Source organism: Nocardia miyunensis NBRC 108239, assembly GCF_001613065.1.
GTDB classification, from domain to species: domain Bacteria; phylum Actinomycetota; class Actinomycetes; order Mycobacteriales; family Mycobacteriaceae; genus Nocardia; species Nocardia miyunensis.
The window spans coordinates 25,141-41,625 of the sequence record NZ_BDBQ01000100.1 but is presented as its reverse complement, the minus strand read 5'-3'; the positions used below and the strand labels follow the sequence as shown (position 1 = coordinate 41,625).

The following is a 16,485-nucleotide window of genomic DNA, read 5'->3' as shown; positions in this document are numbered from 1 at the left end:
AGGCACCAGGGTGATCACCCTGGTGCGAACCGACTGGAAAGCCGCAAATGCCCCGACCTTCACAACCTCTGATCAGCCGCTCCGCAGTGATAGAGGCATCCATCGAGATCATCGACTCGGAGGGTCTCGAGGCATTCAGTCTGCCCAAACTCGCCAAATACATCGGCGTGAGCGCGCCCTCGCTGTATCACCATTTCGCGGACCGGTCGGCCATTCTCGCCTCCGTGGCACGCCATATCGCCGGCGCCTGGCCGACCCCCCGCCGCAAGCCCGGCCCGGACTGGCCCGAATACTTCGTGCAGCTGGCGCTGAATTTCCGCCGGTCGATTCTGCGCCATCCCAACGCGGCACCCATTCTGCTGCAATACCTTCCGCGTGATCTGCTCATCGGCACCTACGAGGAGACCGCTCGTTTCCTCGAGGCATCGGGCGTGCCGACGCATCTGCACGTGCAGATCCTGGACGGCATGGAACGGCTGAGCCTGGGCACCGCCCTGACCGATGCGATGCGCGGCCCGAGTACTCGCACCACGATCTTCCCCAATGTCGATCCCGCCTCGCAGCCGATCCTGGCCCGCGCGCTCTCGGAGAACACACTGACCTCCAAGGGCCTGTACGAGGAGATGGTCCGCAGTTTCCTGTACGGCGTGATGCGCCACGAGAATGCGCGAGCCGCCGAGCAATCGGACGACGCCGCCGTCCCCGCGGTATAGGGCACCGGTCCGAGGCCGCACCGCACCGGAATCGGGGTGCGTCAGCCGTACGATCCGAAACGCAACTGCCGGTGCCGGTCGGTAATCCGACCGGCACCGGCAGTTCGTATCTGCGGGATCCGTCGACCTGCTACTGCGCCGGAGCGGGCATGTGCACCGTCTTGGTCTCGAAGAACTCCTCGAGCCCCTCGACGCCGCCCTCGCGTCCCATACCGGACTGCTTGTAACCGCCGAACGGCAGGGTGAAGTCGATCACCGCACCGTTCACGCTCACGGTTCCGGTCCGAATCCGTTGCGCCAGAGCGTAACCCCGGTCCAGGTCCTCGGTGTAGACCGCGCCGGACAGACCGTAGACCGATTCGTTGGCGATCGCGACGGCCTCGTCCTCGTCCTCGTAGGTGATCACCGAGATGACCGGACCGAACACCTCCTCCTGCGCGATGCGCATATCGTTGCGCACGCCGTCGAGCAGGGTCGGCGCTACGAAGTAGCCCTGCGAGACGCCCTCGGGAGCCGCTCCCCCGACCACGATCCGCGCGCCGTCCGCGACGGCGGTGTCGATATAGCCCTGCACCCGGTCGCGGTGCCGCGCACCGGCCAGCGGGCCGAGGAAGTTCTGCGGCTCCCACGGATTGCCCATCGGCAGCGCACCGTAGGCGGCCGCCAGCGCCGCGACCACCTCGTCGTGCCGCTGCCGCGAGACCAGCACCCTGGTCAGCGCGATACATGCCTGACCGGACTGCATGCAGCCGCCCATCGGCAGGGATTGCAGGACATGGTTCAGATCGGCGTCGTCCAGCACGATCGCCGCGGACTTTCCGCCCAATTCCAGCGAGACGCGGGCGATCCGGTCGCTGGCCAGGGCCGCGATGCGCCGCCCGGCGGCCGTGGAACCGGTGAAGGTGATGTGATCGACGTCCGGATTGGTGACCAGGGTCTCGGAGACGTCCCGATCGGCGATCAGCACGCTGACCACGCCCTCGGGCAGACGGCCCTCCGCGACGAGTTCGGCGATCACGTCGGCGAACACCGCCGGTGACAGCGGCGCGTCCGGTGCGCCCTTCAGGATGACCGAACATCCCGCGGCCAGGGCCGGGGCGACCTTGAAGGCGATGGTGCCGATCGGGCCGTTCCACGGAATGATCGCCGCGACGACGCCGGTGGGCTCGCGCAGGATCCGGGACACCCCGCCGTCCGCGCGGACACGGTCCTCGCGCTGTTCGAAGCCGCGCGCCTCGGCGGCCACCGCGTGGAACAGCCCCGCACTCATCTGCTGGGTCATGCCGCTGACGGTGACCGGGACGCCGACCTCGATTACGCCGATGGGGGTGAGCTCATCGATGCGCTGTTCGAGCCGGGTACCGATCTCGTCGACCACATCGGCTCGTTCGGCCATGGTCTTACCCGACCAAACGCCGGAATCGAAACTGCGCCGGGCGGCCTCGACCGCGCGGGCGACGTCTTCGGTTGTGGCGCTACGGATTCGGGCGGCACGCTGTTCGGTCCACGGGTCGATCAGATCGATCCATTCCTCGCCGGTCGAGTCGACCCAGCGGCCTCCGATGAAGACCTGTTCGCGGTCGGCGACCGCGGGTGTGGCGACAGCCGTGTCGGTGGTGGTCATCGAGATATCCCCTTTTTCAGCGGTTGTTGTAGCCGGCGTCGACGGGCAGCGTGACTCCGGTGATGTATCGGGCCTCGTCGGAGGCGAGGAAGGCCAGTGCGTTGCTGATGTCGATCGCCTCGATCAGCTCCACCGGCATCGGGTTCTTGTACGCCTCGTCGTTGGCGACCTCGGGGTGGGAGTTCACGAACGCGCCGTATTCGGCGTTGGCGACCATCGGGGTGTTCACACCGGTCGGGTGGATCGTGTTGACCCGGATGAAGTGCTTGGCCAGCTGCTTGGAGTACAGCCGCATCAGCCCGACGACACCGTGCTTGGCGGCGGAGTAGCCCGCCTGTCCGGGAAAGGTGTTCAGGCCCATACTCGTCAGTCCGGCCGCCGAGCTGGTGATCGTGATCGAGCCGCCCTTGCCGCGCTCGACCATCGGCGGGGCGGCCACCTCGAGGGTGTGCCACACGCCGGTGAGCATGGTATCGACGGCGTCGTGCCACGCCTGCGGTTCACTGCCCTGGTCGATCACCGGCATGATGCCCGCGTTGGCGACGACTATGTCGACGAATCCGAACTGCTGCACGCCCGCGTCGTAGGCCCGCTGCACGTCGGCCCGGTCGCGCACGTCGCCGATCGTGGTGACGATGCTCCCGCCGGCCTCCTTGACCAGGCGAGTGGTCTCGGCGAGGTCCTCTTCGGTGGCCATCGGATAGAACACCGACGGGATCTGCGCGCAGATGTCCATGCCGACGATCGCCGCGCCCTCCTGCGCCAGGCGCACGGCGTGCGAACGGCCCTGCCCACGTGCGACACCGGTGATGAAAGCGACTTTGCCTTCGAGACGTTTCATGAAATTCCTTCTCTAACTGACGTTTCCGAACGCCCGCCGGATTCGCCGCGGGAATGCCCGGGAAGTCGAGGCGTAACCGTGCGAAGCGGTTCGCGTCGACCGTGGACCCGGCTCGGCCATGCCGAGCGGCTGTGAATGGCGTCACACCACCGTAGCGTCCACACGCCTTCAGGTCAACGATTGACAGATATCGTCATTTATATCTTGTATCGCTTAATCCTGACGACCTATCGAGCGCCTACCTGCACATATACCGAAGCAAACCTATTGCCTATCGATACTCGACAGGCCATAGGTTTGCCTAGGATAAACCTATCTACTGTAGTTTTTCCGCGGTTTCGGCCAACAGCGCCGGATCATCGGCCGGTGGTTGCAGGACTCCGTCGCGAACCAGTGCGTCGATCTCCGCTTCGGACATGCCGAGCAGCTCGGTACAGATCTCCCGCGTCTGCTGGCCCGGCAGCGGGGCCGGGCGGGTCGGTGGGTCGGCGATCTCCGCGAATCGCGCGGCACGGGCCGTTGCGGGCAGATCCGTGGTCAGCAGGTCGTGCTCGACGAGGGTGTAGGTCTCGCGGGCGGTCAGGTGCGGGTCGGTGAGCAACTGCGGCAGTCGCAGCATCGGGCCCGCCGGAACACCGGCGGCCTGCAACTCGGCGGCCGCCTGCTGTGGATCACGCGTGCGCGCCCACTCCGCCAGCGCCGTGTCCGCCTCGTCGCGGTGCCGGATCCGTTGCGCCACAGTCGAGAAGCGCTCGTCATCGGCGAGATCGCGGCGGCCCAGGACCTCGCACAGGCTCCGCCACTGCGCGTCGTCGGCGATGGTGACCACGCACCATTCGTCGTCACCGGCGCAGGCGTAGACACCACTGGGGGCGCAATACGGATCCGCGTTGCCCGGCGCTACCACCGACCCCGGTTCGAGCCCCTCGGCGACGAGCTGGGTGCCCAGTTGGACGAGCGCGGTATCAGCCTGTGCCACTTGGATATTCGCGCCGCGGCCGCTGCGGCGGCGGGCGATCAGCGCGGCCAGGACCGCACCGGCGGTGATATGCGCGGCGATGTGGTCCGGATAGACGGTCTGCCCGTCGCACAGCAGTTCCGCGTTGTCCGGATAGCGCCACAGCGCCGACACCCCGCACGAGGCGCGAACCAGCGGACCGTATCCCAGCCGGGTGTGCCACGGCCCGGTCGCGCCGAAGGCGCTCGATTCGGACACCACGATGCCCGGATTGATCTCGGACAGGGATTCGTAGGACAGACCCATCGCCGCGAGGGTGCCCGGCTTGAAGTTGGCCAGCACCACATCCGCCTCGGCGGCCAGCCGCCGGAACAGCTTCGCGCCCTCCGGCCGCCGCAGGTCCACGCCCAGGCTCCGCTTGTTGCGATGCCCCCAGGCCACCGAGGCGGCCAGGGCCGCACCGCGTTTGGATTGGCGCAGACCGTCCGGGAAGTTCGCGTTCTCGATCTTGATCACGTCCGCGCCGTAATCGGCGAACTGCCTGCTGAGTTCCGCGCCGAAGACGATCACGCCCAGATCCAGCACCCGCAGACCGGCCAGCGGAGCGGCCGAGGGGTCGCCGGTACCCGTGCTCGCGGCCGGGCCTCGCGGCGGCACGATCTTGTCGTGCTCACCGGGTTGCGGTGCGCGCGTGCGGATTCCGGCTCGCACACCGCCGATGCCGACGTACCCCGAGGGCACTTTCGCGCGCGTCCCCGGCACGATCTCCGTGTCCACGAGCGCGCCCGAAGCCTCGAAATGCGGCGTGGTCAGCACCTCGGCCAGGGTGTGCACCCCGCCGACCGGCACACCGCGACGCGCGCCCTGCTCGACCAGCTCGGCCTGTGTCTGAGTGGCGAACAGCTCACCGATCAGCGGGTGGAGCCGATCGGCGGCCGCGAACCGCGCGGGGATCGTGTCGTATTTCGGATCGGCGAATTCGGCAGGCGCGCCGAGCCATTCGAACATGCCCCGCCACTGCCGCTTGGCCAGCAGGCAGATCCGCACGTGCCCGTCCTTGCAAGCGAACACGGGATAGAAGTCCGCGGCGTTGGGCCGCCCGCGCGGGAAGTCCTCCGAACGTCCGGCGGCCGCGGACCCCTGGGTGCCGAAACCCGGATCGAAGCCGTGCACCACCGCCTCGAACGCCGAAACGTCAACCGTCTCACCGCGTCCCGTTTCCAGTCGGCGGCGGTAAGCCAGCAGGGTCGCCCACACCGCGTGCGCGCCAACGGTTTCCTCGACCAGGCCCGCGGGCGGCAACAGCGGGTCGGCACCGGGAGCGCCCGAGCGGGACAGCACACCCGAGAGCGCGTACAGCACCTGTTCGGTGGCGACCCACTCCCGATACGGCCCGGTCTGCCCGAAGCCGGTGATCGAGGTCCACACCAAACCCGGTATGGCAGAACGTATCTCGGCCGCGCTCACGCCCAGTTCGGCCAGGCGTCCCGGCGCGGCGGATTCCACGACGATATCCGCGCCGCGGGCCAGTTCCCGGAACCGCTCGACCCCGGCCGCGGTGGCCAGGTCGACGGTAATGCCCAGTTTGTTGGCATTGCGCAAGGCGAACGCGATACTCGTCCCGGCGACCGTCGGGGCCGCCGCGCGCGAGCGCGATCCGCCTGGCGGTTCGACGCGGATCACCTCCGCGCCGAGATCGGCCAGATACCGGCCGCAGGATTCGCCCAGACCATCGGTGAGGTCCAGAACGCGGGTGCCCTCCAGCGGAAGTGTCATCGTTGGCTCCGTTCGATCGGTGTCCGGCGCTTCAGCGGGTGCCGAAATACACCGACTTGGTGCGGTAGTACGGCGCGAGTCCCTCCGGGCCGAGTTCGCGGCCCAGACCGGAGGATTTGACGCCGCCGAACGGGGCATCCAGATCCAGCAGATAGTGGTTGACGCCGAAGCTGCCGCTCTCGACGCGGTCGGCGATGGCCAGACCACGCTCCTCGTCGGTGGTCCACACCGTGCCGCCCAGGCCGTACAGGGAGTCGTTGGCAATGGCGATCGCCTCGTCCTCGGTGTCGAACGGCGTGATGGTCAGCACCGGGCCGAAGATCTCCTCCTGGGCGATGCGCGCGGCGTTGTCGACCCCCTCGAACACGGTCGGTTCGACATACCAGCCCACCGGCTGCTCGTCGGGAACGCCGCCACCGGTGGTGATCCGGTAACCGTCGGTGCGCCCGGACTCGACGTAGCTCAGGACGCGCTCGCGCTGCGCCGCGCTGACCAGCGGCCCGATCTGGGTGGCCCGGTCCAGCGGATCACCGATTTTCAGCGAACGGACCGTTTCGGTGACCACGTCGACCACCTCGTCGTATCGCGAACGCGGCGCGAGGATCCGCGTTCCGGCGTGGCAGGTCTGGCCGTTGTTCACCAGCGAGACCTCGAGCAGCTTGGCCGCGAACTCGTCGAGATCGGCGTCGGTGGTGACGATGGACGCCGATTTGCCGCCGAGTTCCAGCGTTACCGGCCGCAGCAACCGGCCGCACACCTCGCCGATCGCGCGCCCGGCCGGGGTGGACCCGGTGAACGCCACCTTGTCCACATCCGGGTGTTCGACCAGGTACGCCCCCGCCTCCCGGTCGGCGGGCACGATGTTCAGCACACCGGGCGGGAGTCCCGCCTCGACCGCCGCCTCGGCGAAAACATAAGCGTCCAAAGCAGTTTCGGGCGAGGGCTTGAGCACGACGGTGCAGCCCGCGGCGAGCGCGGGTCCCAGCTTCATCGCCGCGAGCGACTGCGGATAGTTCCACGGCGTGATGGCGGCCACCACACCGACCGGTTCCCGGCGGACGACCGTCCGGCCGCCGAATACGCTGGGCCGCACATCATCTCGCGTCGCCTCGCGGATCAGGCGGGCGTAGTAGCCGATCATCAGTGCCGGGGCGTAGCCGTTGACGCTGATAGACGTCGAGATCGGCATGCCGTTCTCGCGGCTGGCCAGCGCCGCGGTCTGCTTGGCGCGCGACTTCAACGCGGCAGCGAAGCGATCGAGGTGATCGGCGCGCTCGGCGTCGTCGAGGGCACGCCAGGTCGCCAGCGCCCGGCGTGCGGCCGCCACGGCCGCGTCGATGTCGGCGGGGGCGGCCAATGCCGCTGTGCCGAGCGTCTTCTCGGTGGCGGCCTCGATGACGTCGTACGCGGCGTTCGTGGTCGGCGTGGTCCAGTCCCCGTCGATGAACAGGGTGGGCCGGTCGTGCGTGGTGTCCATTGTCGGTCCTCGAGGTCAGAGGGTGTCTTCGTGCCCGAACAGGGTGGAGCTGACCAGCGGGGCCATCGGGCCGCCGATGAACAGCGAGAGTCGTGCTCCCGGAACGGGATTGGTGGAGGTGCCGCGAATCTGGCGGACCGCCTCGACGGCCAGTCCCATACCGTTGACGAAGTTGTCGGCGATATTGCCGCCGCTGGTGTTCACCGGGAGCTTCCCGATTCCGGCGGTGAGATTGTCGGCGGTGAGGATCTCCCCGGCCGCCGGGCCCGCGGGGGCGAAGCCGTGATCGATCAGGGCGGCGATGGCCGGGCCGCTGAAGTTCTCGTACACCTGGACCACGTCGACGTCGTCAGGGGTCAGACCAGCCGCGGACCACAACCGTTCCGCGACTCCGGGCCGTCCGGGACGGCCCGCGAATCCGGCGCTGGTGTAGAGGTCGTCGTTATCGATGAGCGAGGAATATCCGCCCGGTGCGCCTTGGGCTCCGGCCAGCACGTACGCCGCGTCCGGGCGGATGCTGCGGGCGCGTTCACCGGAGACCAGGACCAGCGCGACCGCCCCGTCGCTCTCGCGCGAGCAGTCGAACAGGTGGAACGGCTCGGTGATCATGCGCGAGGATTCGTAGCTCTCCTCATCCAGCGGCCTGCCGTAGCCGGCGGCGGTCGGATTGTTCTGCGCGTGCCGGTAGGCGGCGAGCACCAGCGCACGCATCGCGTCGCGGGGCACCCCGTCGTGTTCGAGCAGCCGCTGGGTGCGCAGTGCGCAGATCTGCGCCGGGGAACCGATGCCGTGTGCGAGGTAGTGCGGCCCGTAGAAGTACTTCGCGTAACCGAGGCGGCCCGTATTCTCCTGTGCCATAGAGCGATACACCACGACGGTCTCGGCCTGGCCGGTGGCGATCGCGATGGCGGCATTGTTGATCGCGGCCGCGACGGTGCCGCCGCCACCGCCCCACATCATGTTGGACCAGCGCACGTCCCGGACGCCGAGCGCACCGCCGAGTATCGCGCCGTCGTACCCACCGCCGGCGTAGGAGACGAAGCCGTCCAGCTCGCTCGGTGAGATTCCGGCGTCGGCGCAGGCCGAGACGATGGCCTCGAGGGTCATCCGCATTTCGCCGTGCGGGGCCTGGCCTCGCTTGTAATGCAACTCGGCCGTACCGACCACCGCGGCCGCGCCGCGCAACGTCGCGTTCATTCGCGCACCCCTTCGGTATCGACGCGGCGCCACCGCAGCAGGGGCCACGTCGCTCCGGGATCGAGTTCGATATGTCCGGTGACTTGGTCGCCGATCCGCACGTTCTCGGGCGCATCGTCCACGAGCAGCCCCAGCACCCTTCGGTTTCCGGCTCCCGGCAGTTCCACCAGCACCGTCACGTACGGCACCCGGTCGGCCAGTTCGGCGATGAAGGGGTAGTGACTGCGGGCCCAGGCGTAGACGGTGCCGACCGGCTCGACCCGCTCCCAGATCGGATCGAAGGTATGGCAGGTCGCGCAGATCCACTGCGGGCCCCAGATCCATTCCCGGCAGTTGCCGCATCGCTGCAACCGCAGTTCGCCTTCGGCCAAGCCCTCCCAGTAGGGCCGGTCCAGGCCGTCGGCGGCGGGCCCCCACGGTAGTTCGAGGGTCGGCGTCTCGCTCATGCCGATTCCCCGGACACCGGGAAGTTCTGCAGCGCGGCGGCTTTCCACACGCCCTCGTGCAGTTCCCAGATCGAGCGCAGGCCGATCACGCCCTTCGGCGTGTCGTAGACCGTCTCCCCGATCTGCTTGCCGCCCTCGGCACGCACGTCCTGGATCCGGAAGCTGTTCACCGTGCCGCGCGGAACGGTCACGCCCTCGAACACCGCGGGGATGTTCTCCTGCACCATATCGGCCAGGGCGCCCTTGAAATCGCCGCTGGCGACCTTGCCGACGTGCCGCTCGTACAGTTCGCGGAAGTCTTGATCAGACATTCGAGTTCTCCTCGCTTCCCAGGTGACGGCGTGCGTCGCCAGTGTTTTTACCTTAAGTCTTTAGGTTTATGCGGTCAATCCTCGACCGCGACCGGGTGCGCTGACCCGTCAATCGTCGGAGAACCGGAACTCGCCCTCGGCTTCGACCACGACCGGCTCGTCGGCGGCCTCCGTACTCGCCAGCCGGGCCAGCACCTCGGCCGCACGCGTCGAGGCGAGTGTGCGTCCGCCGTCCGGCGTGCGAGCGGCCAGGAACCCGAGTTCCGGTTCACCCGATCGGTCGTAGACGACCGTCCACGACTCGGACACCGCCGGGCCCGCGTAGTCGGGATGCGCGCGGACGGTGGGCTCACGGTCCACCTGCTCCTGCACGTCGACGCGGCGGAAACCCTCGCTCGGCGGTTCGGTGCGATACACCCCGAACGCGTGTTTGGTCAGATAGCCGCCGTTGGCGGTGAGCAATCCGTAGTCGCCGGGCGACTGCCGCAACCGGGTGGCCAGCGTCGCGATCCCGTGCGTGCTGTAGTTGTTCCACGGCCCGCCAGCGAAGGTGAGTCCGCCGGTCACGGTGAGCGGGCGGTCGGGATCGTCGGTGGGAAGGCCGAGTTCGAGCGCAGCGACCTGGACCGCGGACGGGAAGCAGGAGTACACGTCGATGTGGGCGATATCGTCCGTGCCGACACCGGCCAGCTCGAGCACCCGCGCACCCGCGTGCCGGATCGCGGGCGAACGGTCCAGCGCACCGCGTTCGGCGATGTCGTAGGTGTCGTGCGCCTCGGTACCCGCCTGCGGGAAGACCCAGTTGTCCCGCGAAATCCCCAGTCGCTCAGCCGTTTCCACCGAACACATCAGCACCGCCGCGCCCTGCTCGACCATATTGTTGGAGTTCAGCAGTTTGGTGTAGAGCGAGGTGATCTGCCGGTTGCTCTCGCCGGGGGTGATGATCTCCGAGGCGGTGTAGGCCCGCTGGGTCCAGGCGTACGGGTTGGTCGCGGCGACCTCGCTGAAGCGGGACCACAGCGCGCCGATCGCCTCGCGGTGCTTCTCGGTCGAGCGCCCCGCCGAGATGCGCAACGCCTGCTCGAACAGCGGATAAATGTAGGCGGGCCGGTCCAGCCCGGCGCGCCGCTCGGCCTCCGACCGCATCGGTACCTCGGGCACCAGCATCGGGGCCGCCGGAACCGACTCGTCCTGCTCGGTCCAGTGTGGACGCAATCCCTTCGCGCGCAGAGCCATTCGTGTGCGCCAGGATTCCGCGCCGCCGATCAGTACGACATCGCAGCGTCCGGCCGCGATATCCTCCGCGGCCTGATTGACCAGCACCTGCGGCGTGCTGCCGCCGCTGCCGGTGTAGCCGGTGTGCCGGGGTGTTGCCCCGATCCATGCGCCGACCAGCGCGCCCGGATCGCGATACCGCCATGAGAGCAGCCCCACGATCCGCACCGAGTCCACGAGTTCGAGCAGGCGAGTGCTGCCCGCCTCGGCCGCGGCGCGGGTGGCCGCGTCGGCGATCAGCGCGGCTGGCTCACGCGCGCCGTCGCGCTCGTTGATCTGGCCGCCGCCGACCAGTATCGGAGTCCGGGGATCCAGGCTCATGAGCGCACCGCCTCGAGGATCCGCTCCCGCGACTGCGGCCGGGGCCAGCCGCCGAGAATGAGCGTGGTCAAAACTGTTGGCTTCCAACGTTTCACGATGTCCTCACAGATCTTGTCGACGGGTCCGACGAGCGCGACGTCCTCCACCATCGCGGTGGGCACCGCCTGTGCGGCCAGGTCGGCGCGTCCGGCCAGATAGAGCCGCTGGACCTCGGCGCACGCCTCGCCCCAGCCCATCCGGACGAATACGTCGTTGTGGAAATTCGCCCCCTTGGCGCCCATTCCGCCCGCGTACAGCGCCACGACCGGTTTGAGGCGTGCGGCCGCGCGCTCGACGTCCTCATCCTCGGACAGCCAGCACACATTGGCCACCTCGAAGTCCTCGGCGGTGCGGCGAGCGCCCTCGCGGGCGAAACCCTCGGCGAGAGCGGCGCGGTAGAAGTCGTCGGTCTTCGGCGAGAACCACAGCGGCGTCCAGCCGTCGGCGATCTCCGCGGCCAGCGCGACGTTCTTGGGTCCTTCGGCTCCCATGTAGACCGGGATGTCCGAGCGCAACGGATGCACGATGGACTTCAGCGGCTTGCCCAGGCCGGTTCCGCCCTGGTAGGGCAGCTGAAAGTGCTTGCCCTCGAACGTGACCGGCTCCTCGCGCCGCCACACCGACCGCATGATCGAGACGTATTCGCGAGTGCGTTCCAGCGGACGCGGATAGGACTGGCCGTACCAGCCCTCGACCACCTGCGGGCCGGATGCGCCGATGCCCAGAATCAGCCGTCCACCGCTGAGATGGTCGATGGTCTGGGCGGCCATCGCCAACGCCGTGGGCGTGCGCGCGGAGATCTGGCACACCGAGGTCCCCAGCGCGATGCGGCTGGTCCGCGCGCCCCACCAGGCCAGCGGCGTCAGCGCGTCCGAGCCGTAGGACTCCGCGGTCCAGAAGCTGTCCACGCCCGACGCCTCGGCCTCGGCGATGGTCTGTTCCATCCGCCGGGGCGGGTGCGAACCCCAGTATCCGGCCATCACACCGACCTTCACCGCATCCACCCGCCATTCGTTGCTGTCGTCAAAGCTGTTGTCCTGTCAGTGATTCCGGTAGACCGGCGGGCGCTTCTCGAGGAACGAGTGCACCGCTTCGCGATGGTCGCGGGTCGTGGCGGCCAGGATCTGGGTCCGGTTCTCCAGATCGATCGCCGCGCGCAGGCTCGGCACCTCGAGGTTGGACCACATCACCTCCTTGGTCATCCACACCCCGAACGGGCTGTTGCGGGCGATCGCCTCCGCGGTGTCCAGTGCCGCGTCGAGCAGGTTGTCAGCGGGCTCGATTGAAGACACCAGCCCGATCCGCTCGGCCTCCGCGGCGTCGACCGAACGCCCGGTGAGCAGAATCTGTGCGGCCCTGGCGAATCCGATCATCCGAGGCAGCAGCCAGCTGATGCCGATATCACAATTGGACAGCCCGCGCTGGATGAATGAGGCGTGGAACTTCGCGTCCTGGGCGATGATCCGGATATCGGTCATCAGCGCCAGCGCCATGCCGCCGCCCGCCGCCGCGCCGTTGATCGCCGCGATGACCGGCGGACGGGCACCGCGGAACGCCTCGACCAAGGACGCGATGTGCTGTTGCACGCGTAATCCCGCCTGCGCTCGGCCCTCCCCTTCGGACGCGTCGGGCGGGGTGCCGTAACCGCGCAGATCGAGGCCGGCGCAGAAGGCGCGGCCGGTGCCGGTCAGGACGATCGCCCGAACCTCCGCATCGTGGCGCACCTCGGCCAGCACGGTGTGCAGCGCCTCGATGAGTTCGGCGTTCATCGCGTTGAGCGCCTCCGGTCGGTTCATCCGGATCAGCAGGATGCCGGGGCGGGGACGCTCGGTCTGGATCACATCGGACATGTGTCGACTTCCTCGAATCGTCGGCGACGGGTTGCCCAAAGGGCTTTACCGTAGACCATAAAGCTAATACCTTTAGATTAATAACTCAAGGTCGGAGCGGAATCGAAAGACTGGTGAAGATGATGGAGCTGAACGGCAAGGTCGCCGTGGTTACCGGTGGGGCGAGCGGGATCGGGGCCGCGACGTGCGCGCTGCTGGCACGGTCCCGCGCGCGGGTCGTAGTGACCGACGTCGACGACGCACGAGGCGAGGCGGTGGCCGCCGAACTCGGCGAAAACGCCCTCTACCTGCATGCCGATGTCACCCGGGAGCAGGACTTCGCCGCGGCGATCCGTACCGCGACCGAGCGGTTCGGACGGTTGGACGCCATGGTGAACAACGCCGGGCGGGTCGGCGCGTGGACCTACCTCGAGGACATCACGCTCGAGGAGTGGGACGCCACGTTCGCGGTGCTGGCCCGCAGCGCGTTCCTGGGAACCAAACACGCCGCTCGCGTCATGCGCGAACAGGGGTCCGGCGCGATCGTGAACATCTCCTCGGTGGCGGGGCTGCGGACCGGGTTCGGCCCGCATCCCTACGGTGCGTCCAAGGCCGCGATCCTGCAGATGACCCGCAGTGCCGCACGGGAACTCGCACCGCTGGGCGTCCGCGTCAACGCCGTGACCCCCGGTGGCATCGCCACCCGGATCCAGGGGCACGGCGCGGGTCTCGAGGGCGAGGCCCTCGATGCCAGTATCGATAACGTCCGACAGGGATTGCGAACCTTCCAGCCGATCCCGCGAGCGGGCGAGGGTGCGGACATCGCCGGAGCCATCGCCTATCTCGTCTCCGACGCGGCCTCGTTCGTCACCGGGCAGAACATCGTCGTGGACGGCGGGCTGACCCTCGGCAAGGGATGGCCGTCGAACTACCGCGCCGAGGCCGACGCCACCGCGCAGAGCCGCCGCCCGGACTGAGTCCGCGGAGCCCGGCGCGGCCGGTGGTGGTCGCGATTCGCGATCCTCCACCTCGCGCCGGGCGGCCGGGCTCAGATACCGACCGGCCCGCCGAGCCAGACGCCGACCTCCTCGCCGGAGACGTGCTTCCCGTCATCGCTCACCAGGAAAGACACCGTGGCCGCGATGGATTCGGGCGGTATGCTCGGCCAGGTCGCGGACAGGGTTTCCGTCGCCTTCGATCCGCCCGAGGCGATGATGTCGGTCTCGACGAAACCCGGCATGACCGCGTTGACGGTCACGCCGCGCCGGGCCACCTCCTGCGCCATCGCGCGGGTCATGCCCGCCAGTCCCGCCTTGGCGGCCGCGTAGGCGCTCATCCCGGGCGAGGGCCGTCGCCCGCCCGACGGGCTGGTAACGAAAACAACTCTGCCCCAGCCTTTTTCGTACATCGCGGGCAGGGCCGCGTGGGTGCAGTAGAACGCGCCGCTGAGGTTGACCCCGATCACCCGATCCCAGTCCTGCGGCGATTGCTGCCGCGCCGAACCGAACAGGTTCATCCCGGCATTGTTGACCAGCACGGTCGGCGCGCCGAGTTCGGCGGTAGCCTGCTCGATCAAGTGCGTGGCCTGGGCGGAATCGCCGACGTCGGCGCGGATCGCCACGGCCCGGCCGCCCTCGGCGACGATCTTGTCCGCGACCTCCCGCGCCGGTCCCTCGCTCGCCGAATAGTTCACGGCCACGGCGAATCCGTCGGCGGCCAGGCGGCGCGCGATCGCGGCCCCGATCCCCCGCCCGGCGCCGGTGACCACCGCGACGCGATCCTGCTCGTCCGGAGTCGAATTCGTCATCGCCGCAACCACTTCCGATCATCCGACGGCATACCGATAGTCATCTGGTCGACCTCTTTCTGTTGTTGTCCTTCTGGACGGCCGCCGACCCGGGCGGCAACGGAGGCCACCCGGGTCGGCGAGTTCTACGGGATCGGCGGCAGTCGCGAATCCATTGTTGCCGCAAGAGCATTCATCGTTCCAGCATGCTTTCTGCCGGGATCCCGCGATATCCGGGTACCCGGATTCCTGCCCCGAGCACGGCGGTACGGCTCGAACGCCATTGCACTCCTAGCCGGTCGCGGCGACCCCGTCGACCGGGATGGCATCGGCGGGAGCCTGCGGAAACTGCTTGCGCAACAGCGGCTTGGCCATCTTCCCGGAGAACGTCCGCGGCAGCGGCTCCCCCAGCGCGACAGCGTGTTTGGGCCGTTTGAACTTCGCGAGTTCCGCCCCGGCGAGCAGCGCGATATCCGCGACGACATCCGCGGCCGGGCGCTCGCTGTGGAAGACCACCATGGGCACCTCGCCCCACCGATCGTCCCGCACACCGATCACCGCGAGGTCCTCGACGCCCTCGATGCGGTGCAGCACCTTCTCGATCTCGGCGGGATAGACGTTGAGACCGCCGGAGATCAGCATGTCCTTGCTGCGGTCGACGATCTTGAGGAAGCCGCCCTCGTCCTGTAGGCCCAGATCGCCGGTGCGTAACCAGCCGTCCACCAGCGTCGACGCGGTCGCCTCGGGCTTGTTCCAGTACTCCCGCATCACGTGCTCACCGCGCACCAGGATCTCGCCCACCTCACCGGCCGGGGTGTCCACGCCGGGGTCGCCGATCTTGACCTGCGTGCCCACCAGCGCCAGTCCGGCATAGCCGGGACGGGACAGCGCCTCCTGGTAGGTCAGCGACGAGACCATGCCCGACGCCTCGGTGAGCCCGTACACCTGGGTGAGCGGAATGCCGTGATCGCGATAGAACTCCACCAGGTCCAGGCCGACCGGGGCTCCGCCGGTTCCGGCGAAGGTGAACTTCGCGAGTTTGCGCGAGCCGAAGTCGGGCAGAGTGGTCATCCGCTCCCAGATCACCGGCACCACCGTTGTCGCGGTGATCTGTTCGCGCTCGATCGTGTCCAGGGCGATCACGGGATCGTATTCGCGCAGGAGCACCATCGTGGCTCCGGGAACGACGACCAGCTGCATGAAGATCGACAGCACCGATCCGGTGTAGACCAGCGGCGCGGCGCACAACACGCGGTCGCGGGCGGTGAAGCCCTGGGTGACGGTCTGCGCGATGCCCGGGGCCATGGCACTGCGGTGCGTGATCACCGCCCCCTTCTGCACCCCGGTCGTGCCGGAGGTATAGCAGATGAAGGCCGCGTCGTCACCGGCGATGTTCACCCGCGGCGCGGTGCCGGGATCGATCAGGCTGTCGTAGGGCCGATGCGCGCTGCCGCCGATCGCGTAGATCTCGAACGGGATCTGCTCGGCCGCGACCTCCAGCAGCGGGGCGAACCCGTCTTCGACGATCACCACGCGCGGTGCGGAATCCACCACCATCGGCGCGAGTTCCGGTGCCGTGAGCCGGAAATTGAGCGGAACGCTGATCGCGCCGAGCTTGAGCGTGGCGAGGATGACGTGCGCCAGCTCGGGCCGGTTGAGCATCATGACCGCGACGCGGTCGCCCTTGCCGACGCCCCGCGCGGCCAGTCCGCGGGCGAGGGCGTCGGTGACCGCATCGAGCTCGGCCCAGGTCTCGGCGGTGTCGCCGAACACGATCGCCTGCTGATGAGAGCGGGTCTTACCCCAATAACGCGTCAGATCCGCGAGATTCATTTCGAATTCCTCCTCGTTGGCCGACTGCTCGGCCGCGAGCACCGGCGGATGTGACCGCC

At 68.5% G+C, this 16,485-nt stretch carries 14 protein-coding genes; 2 read left to right on the top strand and 12 right to left on the bottom strand.

Going from position 1 to position 16,485, the window contains the following annotated elements; translation table 11 throughout:
* Window positions 1–47: 47 nt before the first annotated feature.
* Window positions 48–713 carry a TetR family transcriptional regulator gene (locus NM2_RS38565; RefSeq protein WP_067680089.1) on the top strand — a complete coding sequence of 222 codons (666 nt, stop codon included), beginning with the start codon at window positions 48–50 and terminating at the stop codon, window positions 711–713.
* A gap of 130 nt (window positions 714–843) precedes the next feature.
* Here NM2_RS38565 and NM2_RS38560 read toward each other — a convergent pair whose 3' ends face one another.
* The 10 genes from NM2_RS38560 to NM2_RS38515 form a co-directional block, all read right to left on the bottom strand.
* Window positions 844–2,337 (bottom strand): aldehyde dehydrogenase, encoded by a 1,494-nt coding sequence (locus NM2_RS38560; RefSeq protein WP_067680086.1) that lies wholly within the window; start codon window positions 2,335–2,337, stop codon window positions 844–846.
* Between the two features lie 16 nt (window positions 2,338–2,353).
* Window positions 2,354–3,178, bottom strand: coding sequence for a mycofactocin-coupled SDR family oxidoreductase (locus NM2_RS38555; protein WP_067680083.1), 825 nt, complete (start codon window positions 3,176–3,178; stop codon window positions 2,354–2,356).
* Window positions 3,179–3,494: 316 nt separating this feature from the next.
* Entirely contained in the window at window positions 3,495–5,912 is a 2,418-nt protein-coding gene (locus NM2_RS38550; RefSeq protein ID WP_067680080.1) for a CaiB/BaiF CoA transferase family protein, read from the bottom strand.
* Between the two features lie 31 nt (window positions 5,913–5,943).
* The gene (locus NM2_RS38545) at window positions 5,944–7,389 is read right to left on the bottom strand and encodes an aldehyde dehydrogenase (RefSeq protein ID WP_067680077.1); all 1,446 of its coding nucleotides are present in this window, start codon (window positions 7,387–7,389) and stop codon (window positions 5,944–5,946) included.
* A gap of 15 nt (window positions 7,390–7,404) precedes the next feature.
* The gene (locus NM2_RS38540) at window positions 7,405–8,586 is read right to left on the bottom strand and encodes a thiolase C-terminal domain-containing protein (protein ID WP_067680074.1); all 1,182 of its coding nucleotides are present in this window, start codon (window positions 8,584–8,586) and stop codon (window positions 7,405–7,407) included.
* The gene (locus NM2_RS38535; RefSeq protein ID WP_067680071.1) at window positions 8,583–9,032 is read right to left on the bottom strand and encodes a Zn-ribbon domain-containing OB-fold protein; all 450 of its coding nucleotides are present in this window, start codon (window positions 9,030–9,032) and stop codon (window positions 8,583–8,585) included. The genes NM2_RS38540 and NM2_RS38535 overlap by 4 nt, the downstream gene beginning before the upstream one ends.
* The gene (locus NM2_RS38530; protein WP_067680068.1) at window positions 9,029–9,343 is read right to left on the bottom strand and encodes a hypothetical protein; all 315 of its coding nucleotides are present in this window, start codon (window positions 9,341–9,343) and stop codon (window positions 9,029–9,031) included. Before NM2_RS38530 ends, NM2_RS38535 begins: the two co-directional genes overlap by 4 nt.
* A gap of 108 nt (window positions 9,344–9,451) precedes the next feature.
* Window positions 9,452–10,939, bottom strand: coding sequence for an acetyl-CoA acetyltransferase (locus NM2_RS38525; protein ID WP_067680065.1), 1,488 nt, complete (start codon window positions 10,937–10,939; stop codon window positions 9,452–9,454).
* Complete coding sequence (locus NM2_RS38520) at window positions 10,936–11,973, bottom strand: LLM class F420-dependent oxidoreductase (protein ID WP_067680166.1); 1,038 nt, start codon at window positions 11,971–11,973, stop codon at window positions 10,936–10,938. Before NM2_RS38520 ends, NM2_RS38525 begins: the two co-directional genes overlap by 4 nt.
* 45 nt (window positions 11,974–12,018) lie before the next feature.
* Entirely contained in the window at window positions 12,019–12,828 is an 810-nt protein-coding gene (locus NM2_RS38515) for an enoyl-CoA hydratase/isomerase family protein (protein ID WP_067680062.1), read from the bottom strand.
* A 119-nt stretch (window positions 12,829–12,947) separates the two neighbouring features.
* Here NM2_RS38515 and NM2_RS38510 point away from each other — a divergent pair, with 119 nt between their 5' ends.
* Entirely contained in the window at window positions 12,948–13,784 is an 837-nt protein-coding gene (locus NM2_RS38510; protein ID WP_067680059.1) for a glucose 1-dehydrogenase, read from the top strand.
* 71 nt (window positions 13,785–13,855) lie between these two features.
* On the opposite strand, the gene NM2_RS38505 is transcribed toward NM2_RS38510, so the two are convergent.
* Both NM2_RS38505 and NM2_RS38500 read right to left on the bottom strand, forming a co-directional pair.
* Window positions 13,856–14,614 carry an SDR family NAD(P)-dependent oxidoreductase gene (locus NM2_RS38505; protein ID WP_067680057.1) on the bottom strand — a complete coding sequence of 253 codons (759 nt, stop codon included), beginning with the start codon at window positions 14,612–14,614 and terminating at the stop codon, window positions 13,856–13,858.
* 270 nt (window positions 14,615–14,884) lie between these two features.
* The gene (locus NM2_RS38500) at window positions 14,885–16,426 is read right to left on the bottom strand and encodes a class I adenylate-forming enzyme family protein (protein ID WP_067680163.1); all 1,542 of its coding nucleotides are present in this window, start codon (window positions 16,424–16,426) and stop codon (window positions 14,885–14,887) included.
* Window positions 16,427–16,485 lie beyond the last annotated feature (59 nt).

What these genes read in the sequence shown, in the direction of transcription:
- NM2_RS38565 (WP_067680089.1), top strand. Translation starts at nt 48, where the DNA reads ATGCCCCGACCTTCACAACCTCTGATCAGCCGCTCCGCAGTGATAGAG.
- NM2_RS38560 (WP_067680086.1), bottom strand. Translation starts at nt 2,337, where the DNA reads ATGACCACCACCGACACGGCTGTCGCCACACCCGCGGTCGCCGACCGC.
- NM2_RS38555 (WP_067680083.1), bottom strand. Translation starts at nt 3,178, where the DNA reads ATGAAACGTCTCGAAGGCAAAGTCGCTTTCATCACCGGTGTCGCACGT.
- NM2_RS38550 (WP_067680080.1), bottom strand. Translation starts at nt 5,912, where the DNA reads ATGACACTTCCGCTGGAGGGCACCCGCGTTCTGGACCTCACCGATGGT.
- NM2_RS38545 (WP_067680077.1), bottom strand. Translation starts at nt 7,389, where the DNA reads ATGGACACCACGCACGACCGGCCCACCCTGTTCATCGACGGGGACTGG.
- NM2_RS38540 (WP_067680074.1), bottom strand. Translation starts at nt 8,586, where the DNA reads ATGAACGCGACGTTGCGCGGCGCGGCCGCGGTGGTCGGTACGGCCGAG.
- NM2_RS38535 (WP_067680071.1), bottom strand. Translation starts at nt 9,032, where the DNA reads ATGAGCGAGACGCCGACCCTCGAACTACCGTGGGGGCCCGCCGCCGAC.
- NM2_RS38530 (WP_067680068.1), bottom strand. Translation starts at nt 9,343, where the DNA reads ATGTCTGATCAAGACTTCCGCGAACTGTACGAGCGGCACGTCGGCAAG.
- NM2_RS38525 (WP_067680065.1), bottom strand. Translation starts at nt 10,939, where the DNA reads ATGAGCCTGGATCCCCGGACTCCGATACTGGTCGGCGGCGGCCAGATC.
- NM2_RS38515 (WP_067680062.1), bottom strand. Translation starts at nt 12,828, where the DNA reads ATGTCCGATGTGATCCAGACCGAGCGTCCCCGCCCCGGCATCCTGCTG.
- NM2_RS38510 (WP_067680059.1), top strand. Translation starts at nt 12,948, where the DNA reads ATGATGGAGCTGAACGGCAAGGTCGCCGTGGTTACCGGTGGGGCGAGC.
- NM2_RS38505 (WP_067680057.1), bottom strand. Translation starts at nt 14,614, where the DNA reads ATGACGAATTCGACTCCGGACGAGCAGGATCGCGTCGCGGTGGTCACC.
- NM2_RS38500 (WP_067680163.1), bottom strand. Translation starts at nt 16,426, where the DNA reads ATGAATCTCGCGGATCTGACGCGTTATTGGGGTAAGACCCGCTCTCAT.